Annotated in this window: 9 protein-coding genes; 4 read left to right on the top strand and 5 right to left on the bottom strand. The window is 66.0% G+C overall.

Features of this window, described 5'->3' with window-relative positions; genetic code table 11:
* Positions 1–3 precede the first annotated feature (3 nt).
* The 4 genes from cpaB to ACSQ8Y_RS25755 form a co-directional block, all read right to left on the bottom strand.
* Entirely contained in the window at positions 4–843 is an 840-nt protein-coding gene (gene cpaB, locus ACSQ8Y_RS25770; protein WP_436269251.1) for a Flp pilus assembly protein CpaB, read from the bottom strand.
* Positions 840–2,219: an AAA family ATPase gene (locus tag ACSQ8Y_RS25765; protein WP_436269250.1), complete on the bottom strand. Its 1,380-nt coding sequence runs from the start codon at positions 2,217–2,219 to the stop codon at positions 840–842. Before ACSQ8Y_RS25765 ends, cpaB begins: the two co-directional genes overlap by 4 nt.
* 79 nt (positions 2,220–2,298) lie before the next feature.
* The gene (locus ACSQ8Y_RS25760; RefSeq protein WP_436269249.1) at positions 2,299–2,841 is read right to left on the bottom strand and encodes an A24 family peptidase; all 543 of its coding nucleotides are present in this window, start codon (positions 2,839–2,841) and stop codon (positions 2,299–2,301) included.
* A 56-nt stretch (positions 2,842–2,897) separates the two neighbouring features.
* Complete coding sequence (locus ACSQ8Y_RS25755; RefSeq protein ID WP_436269248.1) at positions 2,898–3,089, bottom strand: Flp family type IVb pilin; 192 nt, start codon at positions 3,087–3,089, stop codon at positions 2,898–2,900.
* A gap of 435 nt (positions 3,090–3,524) precedes the next feature.
* Between ACSQ8Y_RS25755 and ACSQ8Y_RS25750 the strand changes: the two genes are divergently transcribed.
* Positions 3,525–4,574, top strand: coding sequence for a GGDEF domain-containing protein (locus ACSQ8Y_RS25750; protein WP_436269247.1), 1,050 nt, complete (start codon positions 3,525–3,527; stop codon positions 4,572–4,574).
* Positions 4,575–4,595: 21 nt separating this feature from the next.
* Here ACSQ8Y_RS25750 and ACSQ8Y_RS25745 read toward each other — a convergent pair whose 3' ends face one another.
* A complete protein-coding gene (locus ACSQ8Y_RS25745; protein WP_436269246.1) occupies positions 4,596–5,819 on the bottom strand; it encodes an HD-GYP domain-containing protein in 1,224 nt (407 codons plus the stop codon).
* Positions 5,820–5,917: 98 nt separating this feature from the next.
* On the opposite strand from ACSQ8Y_RS25745, the gene ACSQ8Y_RS25740 reads away from it, so the two are divergent.
* From ACSQ8Y_RS25740 to icmF, 3 genes are all read left to right on the top strand, one after another.
* Entirely contained in the window at positions 5,918–6,847 is a 930-nt protein-coding gene (locus ACSQ8Y_RS25740; RefSeq protein WP_436269245.1) for a LysR substrate-binding domain-containing protein, read from the top strand.
* Between the two features lie 280 nt (positions 6,848–7,127).
* A complete protein-coding gene (locus ACSQ8Y_RS25735) occupies positions 7,128–10,700 on the top strand; it encodes an indolepyruvate ferredoxin oxidoreductase family protein (RefSeq protein ID WP_436269244.1) in 3,573 nt (1,190 codons plus the stop codon).
* Positions 10,701–10,885: 185 nt separating this feature from the next.
* Positions 10,886–14,197: a fused isobutyryl-CoA mutase/GTPase IcmF gene (gene icmF / locus ACSQ8Y_RS25730; protein WP_436269243.1), complete on the top strand. Its 3,312-nt coding sequence runs from the start codon at positions 10,886–10,888 to the stop codon at positions 14,195–14,197.
* Positions 14,198–14,218: the final 21 nt, after the last annotated feature.

The following is a 14,218-nucleotide window of genomic DNA, read 5'->3' as shown; positions in this document are numbered from 1 at the left end:
TCCTCACAAGCATTCCTGGCTGCTGCGCAGGCCATTGATGACGCCGATGCAATGGCGCGGCGGCGCGGGCGCGGCCGCCACCTGGATCCGCGCCGCCGGCGGCGGCGCTTGCACGGCGGCGGGCTCGGCGGACGCGGCCGGGTGGAGGCCCAGCAGCGTGCCCTTGGTGGCGCCGCCGGTCACGCCCGGCTTGGGATCGACCTGGTTGCGCAGCGCCAGCGACAGCGTGCCCACGCTGCGCGCCAGGTCCAGGTGCTCGGCCTGCTCCGGCGTCACCTCCAGCGTCACCGCGTTGACCACGCGCGGCTTGGTGTCGTCGCGGCTCACTTCCTGCGCCACCGCCAGCACCAGGATGCGCTCGAGCACGATCTTCGAGATGTCGCGCTCGCGCTGCTGGCCCTCGCCGGCCTGGGTGTGGACGATGATGTCGACGAAGTTGCCCGGCAGGGCGAAGCCGGCCACGCCCACCACGTCGTTGACGCGCACCGTGATGGCGCGCTTGCCCTCGGCGATCAGGGCCGACAGCCCGCCCAGCGTGCCTGCCGGCGCCAGCTTGGCTTCGCTCAGCGGCTCGCCGCGCAGCACGCTGGTCTTCAGCACCCGTCCGTTCAGCTTGGCCGGATCGCGCAGCGCGCCCGGCGGCAGCGCATCGGCCGGCCACTCGGCCAGCTTGAACATGTCCGGACCCAGGCGCTGGCCCAGGTTGACGTCGGCGGCGGCGACCACGATGCGGCCGGCCGCGCTGGGCGTTTGCCGCAACAGCCAGCGCGAGGCCAGCAGCACCGCGCCCAGGCCCAGCGCCACGGCCAGCGCCAGCATCAGGTAAGCGCGCCGGTTTTTCATGCCGCCCTCGCCCGCTGCAAGGCCTCGTCGGCTTCCTCCAGCACGGCCGGCGCGCAGGCGGCGAACATGCTGGACCAGGCCTGGTCCAGCGCCGCCACCGTCAGGCGCGGTGCCTGGCCCGCATAGCCGGCAAAGTCGGCGATGCGGCCCAGGATCTCGCGCGGATAGCTGGCCAGCAGCGGCTGGCCGCTGCCCCGGTGCAGTTCTTCGATCAGGTAGCGCAGGCCGGCATCGTCGAGCGCCACGCCCGCCGCGCGGCACTGCTGGCGGAACAGCACGCGGTAGCTGGCCTCGCTCAGCGCGCCGACGTGGATTTTGTAGCCGAGGCGGCGCAGCGCCGAGCCGTCCAGCAGCGGCTGCGGCGCCAGGTTGGTGGCGAACACCAGCATGGCCGCGAAGGGCATGGCGAACTTGTAACCACCCTGCAGCGACAGCTGGTCCTGGCCTGCGTCCAGCGGCTGGATGAAGCGGTTCAACAGCTGCGCGGCGGCCACCCGCTGGCGCCCCAGGTCGTCGACGATGAACAGGCCGTGGTTGGCCTTGCAATGCGGCGGCGCCTGGTAGCAGCCGGAAAAGGCGTCGTGGCGCAGGTCCAGCACGTCCTCGTCCAGTTCGGCGCCCAGCTGCACCACGGGGCGCTGGCACAGCACCCAGCGCGCGTCCGTGCTGCGCCGCTCCAGCGGCGATCGCCCGGCGGCGCCCGCCGGCACGGTCGGCGGCAAGTGCACGGCCGGATCGTACAGCTGGATGATCTCCTGTCCGACCGCCACCGCGTGCGGCACCAGCACCGTGCCCTGCAGCAGCCGGCCCAGCTTGCGCGCCAGCGTGCTCTTGCCGCTGCCCGGCGGGCCGTACAGGAACATCGAGCGGCCCGCGTGCATGGCCGCGCCGATCAGGTTGCGCACCGCCGGCTCCAGCCCGGCCTCGCCGAACACCGCCTCCACGTCCTCGGCGCTGGGCGCGCCCAGCTGGGCCGACTGGCGCGCCGCCAGCGCGCGGTAGGCCTCCAGCGTCACCGGCGCCGGCCCCTGGTAGGGCGAGCGCTCCAGCCAGGCGGCGGCGCGCAGCATGCCGGCGCCGGTCAGCTGGTATTGCACGTCGATGTCGGCGTCGCCGCGCCAGGCCACCTCGGTCAGCTGCTCGGCCACCATGAACTCCAGCGCCTCGCGCAGCACGTTGATCGACAGCCGCAGCCGCGTGGCCAGGATGGGAAGGTGGGTGCGGCCGGCCAGGTAGATGGCCTTGGCGATCAGCTCCACGATCAGTTGCAGCTCCAGGCCGGTTTCGCGCACGCTTTTCGGTTGCGGCGGCAGCAGCGCGCCGCGCTCCTCTTCCTCGTGGCGGCTGGCGGGCAATACGGTGGCGACATCCATCATGCTGTTCTCCTGAAGAGTGTTGCGGTGAGGGCGATACTAGCAATGCCTTGCCGGTAGGATATTGACGTGCGACAAGACCTTAGACTGCCGCGTGGCAATGCGGCGACAGCACCACGCCCAGCGTGCCGAGCGCCACCGCCACGCCGTAGGGCATGCCGCCCACGCTTTGGCCCGGGCGCAGCGGTACCGGCATCAGCGGCACGCCGGCCAGCCGCAGCAGCAAGGGGTGGAGCAGCGCGGCCAGGTTGGCCAGGCCGCGCCGCAACTGCCCTCCGGCCGCCATCAGCACCAGCCCGAGCACGCCGCCGGCGGCAAAGCTGAGCAGGGCGATGTCCAGCGCCTGGGCCGGGCCCACGAAGGCGCCCACCATGGCCATCAGCTTGACGTCGCCCGCCGCCATGCCGCGCAGCAGGTAGAGCGGCAGAAACAGGAAAAATCCGGCCAGCATGCCAGCCAGCCAGGACGACAGCATCGCCTGCAGCGGCCCGGCCAGGCCGCGCAGCACCAGCGCCAGCAGCAGGCCGCTCAGCACGAGGGCATTGGGTATCTTGCGCAGTGCGAGGTCGGTGACGGCCGCCTGCAGCACCAGCCACAGTAAAAGGACTTCGATTGCAGTGAACATGGCATCCCCCGCCGAAAAAACGCGCCGGGCGTACGGCCCCGGCGCGCCGCTGCCTGTCACGGCGATGGGGCGGCCGCGCTCATTTTCGCGACGATGACGTCGAAGGCATCCTTCAGCGCGTCACCGAGGGAGCCGAAGGCGGTCGCCACCGCCGCCGCCATCAGCGCCGCGATCAAGCCATACTCGATCGCTGTAATACCGTCCTCGTCCTGCGCGAAATGACGGGCTGCCTGCATGAAGCTGTTCATGATGTACTCCTTGAAAAGGAAACAAAACTGCACCCTGGCGCGGCCGGTCTGCAGCACGGCGCACCATTGAAATCACTATATCCGCGCTGGATTTTTGGACGTTGATTGAGCACAAGTTTTCCACACGGAATCTTTTTCCCGGAACGGCGGGCGCGACTGTGGCGTGAACGAAACTGTTTTAAATCAAAGTTTTCGCAGCCGCGCGCCCTGCGGAACGCTTCCGCTCGTCAATGGGGGGTAAAATCGTGGCGTTTTAGCAGAATTTTCGCAGCCATGAATTGCCTATAATACAAAAAGGGATTATTCTGCTTAGCTGTCTTTTGGAAAGGCCTCGTGCTTGTAAGCATTGTGAGCCTTGCAGCCGCAGCAAAACTCGCTATGATGGGCTTTCCGGTATGAAGCTTGCAGCAATGGGTGTGTGATCAGATAACGACCATGGATTCCCTACTGAAACACATGGTGGACATGACTGGCCACCGCGATCACACGATGCTCGACGTCTCTGTGATCTCCGCCGTACAGGAATTGGCTGGCGCGTGGCAAACCCGCGTCCTGACCTTGACCGCCGTACGCGGCCAGATTTTCGTGCGTCCGCGCGCCATCATCGTCTCTGGCAGCCCGGCACGCATGGAAGAACACGCCGATCCATCCTGCGCCGGCGACCCGATCAGCAACTTCCCGGCGTTGGCCGACTGCATCGCGCGCCACGAGCCTAGCGCCGACCACGTCGACGCCAGCGGCCAGCACACGCTGTGGCTGCCGATCTGGCTGGGCGACAAGGCCAACACCTGCCTGGAAATCATCAATCCCACGCCGTACAACAGCGAAACCATCCACATCGTGGCCGGCATCGTCAGCGTGTACCGAAACTTCCAGAACCTGCTGGACTACAGCGAGCGCGACTCGCTGACCGGCCTGCTCAACCGCAAGACCTTCGACGACCAGCTAGCCAAGATGCTGCAGGCCAGCACCGCCGAGCAGGACGCCATGGCGCTGCCGCCGGGCGAGGAGGAGCGGCGCCAGCACAACTGCGAGGAAAAGCAATGGCTGGCGGTGGTCGACGTCGACCACTTCAAGCTCGTCAACGACAAATTCGGCCACCTGTACGGCGACGAAGTATTGATCCTGATCGCCAACCTGCTGACCTCCTCGTTCCGCGCGCAGGACCGCGTGTTCCGTTTCGGCGGCGAGGAGTTCGTCGTGCTGCTGCGCTCGACGTCGCAAGAGAACGCGCACCGCATCATCGACCGCTTCCGCAGCAACGTGGAAACGCACGAGTTCCCGCAGGTGGGCCGGGTGACGGTGAGCATAGGCTACGTCAGCATCAGCGCCTACCAGGCGCCGGTGATCATCCTCGGCCAGGCCGACCAGGCGCTGTACTATGCCAAGAGCCACGGCCGCAACCAGGTCTGCCACTACGACGAGCTGGTGTCCGGCGGCCTGCTGCAGGTCGTTGAATCCAACGACACCGCCGAGTTCTTCTAGGGCTGCCGCAGCCGCGGCATGTTATTGGGCCAGGGTCAGGAAACGCATCGGGTCGACGTTCCACTTGGCCGGCGATTCATGGCCGACGATCTTGTCGCCGCCGCCGAAGCCCAGCCCGCGCGACAGATCCACGGTTTCCGGCTTGATGTAGACATTCTTCTTCGAATGGAAGAACACATTGACCTTGGGCGCCAGCAGATTGGTCTCGTGCGGCTCGATCACCACGCCCAGGCGGCCCGATTCCAGCATCACCATGGTGCCGACCGGATATATGCCGACGCAGCGCATGAATTCCTGCGCGTACTGCGGGTTGAAATGGAACTTGCTCCACTCATAGATCTTGCGCAGCGCGGCGGCCGCCGACATCCCCTTGTGATAGCAGCGATCGGCGGTGATGGCGTCATAGACGTCGACAATGGCGGCCATTTGCGCCAGTTCGCTGATGTTGTCGCCGGCAAGCTTGTGCGGGTAGCCGCTGCCGTCGCGCCGTTCATGGTGGTGCAGCGTGATGTCGAGCGCGATGTCGTTCACCTCCGGCGACTGGCGCAGGATGTCGTAGCCATCCTGCGGATGCTTGCGGATGATGGCGAACTCCTCGTCCGTCAGCGCGGCCGGCTTGTTCAGCACCTCGTCCGGCACCAGCGCCTTGCCGGTGTCGTGCAGCAGGCCGCCCAGGCCCGCCTGGCGCGTGATTTCCGGATCCATGCCGCGCGAATTGCAGAACGCCACCAGCAGCGCGCATACGCTCACCGAATGCAGGAAAGTGTAGTCGTCCTTGTTCTTGATACGCAACAGTCCGACCAGGGCGCCGGGGTTGCGCAGGATGGATTCGGTGATGTTCTGTACCACCGGCGCCACCTGGCCGATCTCGATCGCCTTGCCCAGCCGGGCGTCGCGCATCACCGTGCGCACCAGGGTCGACGCCTGGTGACGGATCTGCGCCGCGCGCGACAGCTCTTCGCCCAGCGACACCCGGGTCACCACCACCGGCTTGACTGCCAGCTCGGCCAGTTCGCGCTCGGTGGCCCGGTTGGCCTCTTCCAGGGTGGGCGCGTCCTCCAGATCCAGGCCCTTGCTGCTGTCGATCACCACATCGTGGATGCCGGCCTTCAGGATCTTGCGGATTTCATCGTCGGAGCTGATGACGAAGCGGTTGCGGATGAAGGGGTGGGTCATCCAGTCGCAGCTCAGGTCATGGATGAACATGCCTACTTTCAGCTGGGAAGAATCAACTTTCTTGAGCATACGTAGACCTGCGTAACGGAGGTAAGAGTTAGAATCAGTATAACAAAATAGTTTCCATCCGGATTTAACCTTTTACCCTGTACAGACACGCTCCCCGCATGGAATTACGCCAGCTCCGCTACTTTGTCGCCATAGTCGACCACGGTTCGCTGTCGCGCGCCGCCACCGTGCTGCACGTGGCGCAGCCCGCCCTGACCCAGCAGCTGCGCCAGCTGGAGGAAGAACTGGGCGCCCGGCTGCTGCACCGCTCCGCGCAGGGCGTGCTCAGCACGGACGCCGGCAAGGTGTTCTACGAGCACGCGCAAGCCATCCTGAAGCAGGTGGCGGACGCCAAGTCGGCGGTGACGCAATCGGCCGAGCGGCCCAGCGGCAGCGTCACCCTGGGGCTGCCGCACAGCATCTCGGGTGCGCTGGCGCTGCCGCTGCTATCGGCCGCGCGCGCGCAGTTTCCAGAGATCACCCTGCAGCTGACGGAAGAACTGACCGGCAACCTGGCCGAGCAGCTCAAATCGGGCCGGGTCAACCTGGCCGTGCTGTTCGACGACGGCCAACTGGCGCCCTTCGTCTGCACGCCGCTGGTGGAGGAAGAGTTGCGCTTCATCTGCCGCGCCGACTCGCCGTGGGCGGCCGGGCGCGACAGCGTCACGCTGGAGCAGGCTTTGGCGGCGCAGCTGATCCTGCCCGGCCCGCAGCACGGCGTGCGGCCGCGCATCGAAAGTGTGGCGCGCGGCGCCGGGCTGGCGACATCCAACGTCATCGAAATCAACTCCATCGCCATCCTGAAGTCCGCCATTTTGGCCGGCATGGGCGCGACGATACTGCCGGTGGCCCCGGTGCTGGCCGAAATCGAGCACGGCGCCATGCTCGCGCTGCCGATAGCGCAGCCCGCCATCTCCCGCACGGTGGTGCTGTGCGGCTCCAAGAACATCCCCCTCACCAACGCCGGCGCCGCCGTCAGCCGCCTAGCCTGCCAGGTCGCCGCCGAGCTATGCGGCAGCGGCTACTGGCTCGGCGCCCGCCTGCTCTGAAAAGGGGCCAGGGTTATTTTTCCCTCCCCGGAGGAATAAATAACCCTGGCCCATTTTTGCAAAATAAATAACCCTGGCCCCATTTTGACTTTTTTCGGTAGGGTCATCATTTTTTCTTATGGCCCTATCCGGAATTCGTATTTCCGTATACGTTAACTAAGCCCTACACTGAATCATTGGCAGTTCCGCCCACCGGCGGGGCTGCGGCTGTAGCTGCTTGCGCATATCCCGCGCGGCGCAGAGACGGCGAACCACCCGAACACCCTTTGGAGACATCAACATGGCCGACAATACGCCAGCGACCTTGGCAGCATCCCGCCTGAACACCGTCAGCCTCGACGATAAGTACACCGCCACTTCCGGCAGCATCTTCCTCTCCGGCATCCAGGCCCTCGTGCGCCTGCCGATGATGCAGCAGATCCGCGACGCCGCCGCCGGCCTGAATACCGCCGGCTTCATCTCCGGCTACCGCGGTTCGCCGCTGGGCGGCCTGGACGAGAACCTGTGGAAGGCGCAGAAGCACCTGGAAGCGCACAACGTGCAGTTCGTGCCGGGCGTGAACGAGGACCTGGCCGCGACCGCCGTCTGGGGCTCGCAGCAGGTCGACCTGATCGGCGAAGCCAAGTACGACGGCGTGTTCGCCATGTGGTACGGCAAGGGCCCAGGCGTGGACCGCTGCGGCGATGTCTTCAAGCATATGAACCACGCCGGCACGTCCAAGCACGGCGGCGTGCTGCTGGTGGCCGGCGACGACCACGGCGCCTACTCGTCCACCCTGCCGCACCAGTCGGACCACATCTTCTCCGCCTCGATGATCCCCGTGCTGTACCCGTGCAATGTGCAGGAATACCTGGACCTGGGCATCCACGGCTGGGCCATGTCGCGTTTCTCCGGCTGCACGGTAGCCTTCAAGGCGCTGGCCGACACGGTCGAATCGTCCGCCTCGATCGATGCCGACCCGTTCCGCGTCACCGTCAAGATCCCGCAGGACTTCGTCATGCCGGAAGGCGGCCTGAACGCCAGGCTGTCGTCGATTCCGCTGGGCCAGCAGGCGCGCAACCAGGAAGCGCTGATGCAGGACTATAAGATCTACGCCGCCCTGGCCTACGCCCGCGAAAATAAACTGAACCACACCACCATCGATTCCAGGGACGCCAAGCTGGGCATCATCGCCTCCGGCAAGTCCTACCTGGACGTGCTGGAAGCGCTGGAGGAACTGGGCATCGACGAGGCCATGGCCGCCACCGTCGGCCTGCGCCTGTTCAAGGTCGCCATGCCCTGGCCGCTGGAGCCCGACAGCGTGCGCGAGTTCGCGCAGGGCCTGGACGAGATCCTGGTGGTGGAAGAGAAGCGCCAGTTCGTGGAGTACCAGCTCAAGGAGCAGCTGTACAACTGGCGCGACGACGTGCGCCCGCGCGTGATCGGCAAGTTCGACGACAAGGGCGAATGGGTGGCCCCGCGCGGCGAGTGGCTGCTGCCGCCCAAGGCCGACTTCTCGGTGTCGCAAGTGGCGCGCGTGATCGCCTCCCGCGTCAAGCGCTACATCTCGGACACCCACATCCAGGACCAGATCAAGGCCCGCCTGACCTTCCTCGATGCCAAGGACGCCGTGCTGAAGAAAGCCATCAGCACCCCGTTCCGCCCGGCCTTCTATTGCTCCGGCTGCCCGCACAACACCTCGACCAAGGTCCCCGAGGGCAGCTTCGCGCTGGCCGGCATCGGCTGCCACGTGATGGCGACCTCGATCTACCCCGAGTTCAACAAGCTGACCACGCACATGGGCGGCGAAGGCGCGCCGTGGATCGGCCAGGCCGCGTTCTCGAAAGTGCCGCACGTGTTCCAGAACCTGGGCGACGGCACCTATTTCCACTCCGGCTACCTGGCCATCCGCGCCGCCGTCGCGGCCAAGGTCAACATCACCTACAAGATCCTCTACAACGACGCGGTCGCGATGACCGGCGGCCAGCCTGTGGACGGTACCGTGTCGGTGCCTATGATCGCGCAGCAGATGGCCGCCGAAGGTATCAAACGGATAGCGCTGGTGACCGAAGACCTGAGCCGCTACACCGACCGTTCCGCCCTGCCGTCCATCGTCTCCCTGCACGACCGCAAGGAGATCGACGCGGTGCAGCGCGAACTGCGCGAGCTGCAAGGCTGCTCGGTGCTGATCTACGACCAGACCTGCGCCGCCGAGAAGCGCCGCCGCCGCAAGAAGGGGGAATTCCCCGACCCGGCCAAGCGCATGGTGATCAACGAGGCGGTCTGCGAAGGCTGCGGCGATTGCGGCATCCAGTCCAACTGCGTGTCCATCCTGCCGAAAGAGACGGACTTCGGCCGCAAGCGCACCATAGACCAGTCGTCCTGCAACAAGGACTACTCGTGCGTGAAAGGCTTCTGCCCTTCCTTCGTGACGGTGGAGGGCGGCACGCTGAAGAAATCGAAGACCGGCGTGAGCAAGGACAAGAGCGTCAGCGACGGCTGGGCGGAACTGCCGCAGCCGGTGCTGCCGGCCTGCGAGCAGCCGTACAACATCCTGATCAACGGTATCGGCGGCACCGGCGTGATCACCGTCGGCGCGCTGATGGGCATGGCCGCGCACCTGGAGGGCAAAGGCGCCTCGGTGCTGGACATGACCGGCATGTCGCAGAAAAACGGCTCGGTCACCTCGCACGTCAAGGTCGCCAGGTCGCCGGCCCACTTGCGCGCGCAGCGCATCGCCACCGGCGAGGCGGACCTGATCCTGGGCTGCGACATGCTGACCGCCGGCGCGGCCGACGCCGTGTCCAAGATGCGCCCCGGCCGCACGCTGGCGGTGATCAACCTGCACGAGCAGCCGCCCGGCACCTTCGCGCAGCAGGCCGACTGGCAGTACCCGGCCGCCGAGGTGCGCGCCTTGATCGAGGAATCGGTCGGCGCCGCCCAGTACAACAGCGCCGACTTCATCGACGCCACCAAGCTGGCCACCGCGCTGATGGGCGACTCGATCGCCGCCAATCTGTTCATGCTGGGCTACGCCTGGCAGCGCGGCCGCATCCCTCTGACGGAAGCGTCGCTGCTGCGCGCCATCGAACTCAATGGCGTGGGCGTGGAAGCGAACAAGAAGAGCTTCCTGTGGGGCCGCCGCGCCGCCGTCGACCTGAAGCGCGTCGAGAAGACCGCGATCCCGACCCACGCCATCGTCGTGCAAATGCCGCAAAGCCTGGAATCGGTGATCAAGAAGCGCGTCGATTTCCTGACCGGCTACCAGAACGCGGCCTACGCTGCCGCCTTCGAGGAGCTGGTGCAGCAGGTGCGCGCGCAGGAAGCCGCCCTGAATGCGGACAATAAGCTGGGCAGCAAGCTGACCATGGCCGTGGCCAAGTCCCTGTCCAAGCTGATGGCCTACAAGGACGAATACGAAGTGGCGCGCCTGTACACCGACGGCCGTTTCGTCGAGCAGCTGCAGTCCCAGTTCGAGGGCAGCTTCTCGCTGAAATTCAACCTGGCGCCGCCGCTGCTGGCCAGGAAGGACGCCAAGGGCCGTCTCGTGAAAGCCGAATTCGGCTCGTGGATGTGGAGCGCGTTCAAGATGCTGGCCAAGCTGAAAGGCTTGCGCGGCGGCGCGTTCGACATCTTCGGCTACACGGAGGAGCGTAAGATGGAACGCGCGCTGATCGTGGAATACCGCGAACTGGTCGGCACCGTGCTGGCGCAACTGAACGCCGGTAACTACGACACGGCGGTGGCGCTGGCCAATCTGCCGGAGAAAATCCGCGGCTTCGGCCATGTGAAGGAAAAAGCGGTGGAAGAATTCCGCGCCGAGAAAGCGCGCCTGCTGGCCGCGTTCGGCGGCGGCCACCAGCACGCCGCGTGAGCGCGTGACCGTTTGGCGGGTTACGCGGGGCGCGCCCCGCTAACCTGCCCTACGATGCATCGGCAACGTAGGCCGTAAGCCGCCAAGCGCGCCGGAATACGGCTTGGCTTGACGTTAACGTAAACGTCATATAATTTCAGCAGACGTCTAATCTCCGACCTGCGCCCAGAATTACAAGGACACCCATGAACGACCTCTCCGCTCCGAAACTCGCCGCCGTACCCGAGCAGGCCAAGCTGGCCAACAAGGTGCGTTTCGTCACCGCCGCCTCGCTGTTCGACGGCCACGACGCCTCGATCAACATCATGCGCCGCATCCTGCAATCGAACGGCGTGGAAGTGGTCCACTTGGGCCACAACCGCTCGGTCGACGAAGTCGTCACCGCAGCCTTGGCCGAGGACGTGCAGGGCATCGCCATCTCCAGCTACCAGGGCGGCCACGTCGAATACTTCAAATACATGCTGGATCTGCTGCGCGAACGCGGCGGCGCCCACATCAAGGTGTTCGGCGGCGGCGGCGGCGTGATCGTGCCGGAGGAAATCGCGGACCTGCATGCCTACGGCGTGACGCGCATCTTCAGCCCGGAGGACGGCCAGCGCATGGGTCTGGTGGGCATGATCCAGTGGATGGTGCAGCAGTGCGACATCGACCTGTCCCAGTATTCGCCGACCTCGCTGGCGCCGCTGCGTGAAGGCGGCGCGGGTTTGGACATTTCTGCGCGCCACCGCCCGCTGGCCCAGCTGATCACCGCGCTGGAGAACGAGAAGGCCGCGCCCGCGCTGCGCGCCGAGCTGCAGGAGGCAGCGAAAGGCCTGGCCGTGCCGGCGCTGGGCATCACCGGCACCGGCGGCGCCGGCAAATCCTCGCTGACCGACGAACTGATACGCCGCATCCGCCTCGACCAGGGCGATGCGCTGAACATCGCCGTCATCTCGATCGACCCGTCGCGCCGCAAATCCGGCGGCGCGCTGCTGGGCGACCGCATCCGCATGAATGCCATCGCGCCGTGGGCTGGCCAGAACCGTGTCTTCATGCGTTCGCTGGCCACGCGCGAAGCGGGCTCCGAGATTTCGCAGGCGCTGCCGGACGTGATCGCCGCCTGCAAGGTGGCCGGCTTTGATCTCGTCATCGTCGAGACGTCGGGCATCGGCCAGGGCGACGCCGCCATCGTGCCGCACGTGGACGTCTCCATGTACGTGATGACGCCGGAATTCGGCGCCGCCTCGCAGCTGGAAAAAATCGACATGCTCGATTTCGCCGACTTCATCGCCATCAACAAGTTCGACCGCAAGGGCGCGCTGGACGCGCTGCGCGACGTCGCCAAGCAGTACCAGCGCAACCGCGAACTGTGGGCCAAGCGTCCCGAGGAAATGCCGGTCTACGGCACCCAGGCCTCGCGCTTCAACGACGACGGCGTGACCGCGCTGTACCAGGGCCTGGTGGCCAGGCTGGCCGAATTCGGCATGAAGACGGTGGCCGGCACGCTGCCGAAGTCGGACGTGCGCTACAGCACCGGCAAGCACGTCATCGTGCCGCCGGCGCGGGCGCGCTACCTGGCCGAGATTTCGGACACCGTGCGCGGCTACCACAAGAACACCGCCAAGCAGGTCAAGCTGGCGCGCGAACGCCAGCAGCTGCGCGAAGCCAAACGCATGCTGGCCGCCGCCAAGGCCGGCCTGGACCTGGGCGCCGATTTCGACGAACTGATCGCCGACCGCGACAGCGCCATGGAAGCCGGCGCCAGGAAGCTGCTGGCCCAGTGGCCGGACATGCAGGAGGCCTACGCGGGCGACGACTACGTGGTCAAGATCCGCGACAAGGAAATCCGCACCCGTTTGGTCGCGCACACGCTGTCCGGCACCCGTATCCGCAAGGTGGCGCTGCCGCGCTACGAGGACGACGGCGAAGTGCTGCGTTTCCTGATGTTGGAGAACGTGCCGGGCTCCTTCCCGTTCACGGCCGGCGTGTTCGCCTTCAAGCGCGAGGGCGAAGACCCGACCCGCATGTTCGCCGGCGAAGGCGACGCCTTCCGCACCAACCGCCGCTTCAAGCTGGTCTCGACCGGCATGGACGCCAAGCGTTTGTCGACCGCCTTCGACTCCGTCACACTGTACGGCGCCGACCCCGCGGTCCGCCCCGACATCTACGGCAAGGTGGGCAACTCCGGCGTGTCCATCGCCACGCTGGACGACATGAAGGTGCTGTACGACGGCTTCAACCTGTGCAGCCCGAGCACCTCGGTGTCGATGACCATCAATGGGCCCGCGCCGACCATCCTGGCCATGTTCATGAACACCGCGATCGACCAGCAAGTGGACAAGTTCGTCGAAGAGAACCACCGCCAGCCGAGCGCCGACGAAGCGGCCAAGATCAAGGACTGGGTACTGCAGAACGTGCGCGGCACCGTGCAGGCCGACATCCTGAAGGAAGACCAGGGCCAGAACACCTGCATCTTCTCGACCGAGTTTTCGCTCAAGGTGATGGGCGACATCCAGGAATACTTCGTGCACCACCAGGTGCGCAATTTCTACTCCGTGTCGATCTCCGGCTACCACATCGCCGAGGCGGGCGCGAACCCGATCTCGCAGCTGGCGTTCACCTTGTCGAACGGCTTCACCTTCGTCGAAGCCTACCTGGCGCGCGGCATGCACATCGACGATTTCGCGCCCAACCTGTCGTTCTTCTTCTCCAACGGCATGGACCCGGAATACACGGTGCTGGGCCGCGTCGCCCGCCGCATCTGGGCCGTCGCGATGCGCGACAAATACGGCGCCAACGACCGCTCGCAGAAGCTGAAATACCACGTGCAAACGTCGGGCCGTTCACTGCACGCGCAGGAGATCGACTTCAACGACATCCGCACCACGCTGCAGGCGCTGATCGCGATCTATGACAACTGCAACTCGCTGCACACCAACGCCTACGACGAAGCCATCACCACGCCGACCGACGAATCGGTGCGCCGGGCGCTGGCGATCCAGCTGATCATCAACCGCGAGTGGGGCCTGGCCAAGAACGAGAACCCGAACCAGGGTTCCTTCATCATGGACGAGCTGACCGACATGGTGGAGGAGGCGGTGCTGCAGGAGTTCGAGCGCATCGCCGAGCGCGGCGGCGTGCTGGGCGCGATGGAAACAGGCTACCAGCGCGGCAAGATCCAGGAAGAGTCGATGCTGTACGAGCACCAGAAGCACGACGGCACCTTGCCCATCATCGGCGTGAACACCTTCCGCAACCCGAAGGCCACCGGCACGCCGGCGCCGATCGAGCTGGCGCGTTCGACCGACGATGAAAAGCAGTCGCAGCTCAGCCGCCTGGAAGCCTTCCACGCCCAGCACGCGGCCGAAGCGCCGGCCGCGCTGGCGGCGCTGCAGAAGGCAGCCATCGACAACGAGAACGTGTTCGCCAGGCTGATGGACGCCGTGCGGGTCTGCTCGCTGGGCCAGATCACCAGCGCGCTGTTCGAAGTGGGCGGGCAGTACCGCCGCAATATGTAATACTCCCCGGGAGCCGCCGCA

Source organism: Pseudoduganella sp. LjRoot289 (assembly GCF_964252925.1).
Classification (GTDB): Bacteria; Pseudomonadota; Gammaproteobacteria; order Burkholderiales; family Burkholderiaceae_D; genus Rugamonas.
This window is presented reverse-complemented; position numbering and strand designations above follow the sequence as displayed.

Bases quoted from the DNA above. Each gene is read 5' to 3' on its own strand.
- cpaB (WP_436269251.1), bottom strand. From the start codon at position 843: ATGAAAAACCGGCGCGCTTACCTGATGCTGGCGCTGGCCGTGGCGCTG.
- ACSQ8Y_RS25750 (WP_436269247.1), top strand. From the start codon at position 3,525: ATGGATTCCCTACTGAAACACATGGTGGACATGACTGGCCACCGCGAT.
- icmF (WP_436269243.1), top strand. From the start codon at position 10,886: ATGAACGACCTCTCCGCTCCGAAACTCGCCGCCGTACCCGAGCAGGCC.
- ACSQ8Y_RS25740 (WP_436269245.1), top strand. From the start codon at position 5,918: ATGGAATTACGCCAGCTCCGCTACTTTGTCGCCATAGTCGACCACGGT.
- ACSQ8Y_RS25760 (WP_436269249.1), bottom strand. From the start codon at position 2,841: ATGTTCACTGCAATCGAAGTCCTTTTACTGTGGCTGGTGCTGCAGGCG.
- ACSQ8Y_RS25745 (WP_436269246.1), bottom strand. From the start codon at position 5,819: ATGCTCAAGAAAGTTGATTCTTCCCAGCTGAAAGTAGGCATGTTCATC.
- ACSQ8Y_RS25735 (WP_436269244.1), top strand. From the start codon at position 7,128: ATGGCCGACAATACGCCAGCGACCTTGGCAGCATCCCGCCTGAACACC.
- ACSQ8Y_RS25755 (WP_436269248.1), bottom strand. From the start codon at position 3,089: ATGAACAGCTTCATGCAGGCAGCCCGTCATTTCGCGCAGGACGAGGAC.
- ACSQ8Y_RS25765 (WP_436269250.1), bottom strand. From the start codon at position 2,219: ATGATGGATGTCGCCACCGTATTGCCCGCCAGCCGCCACGAGGAAGAG.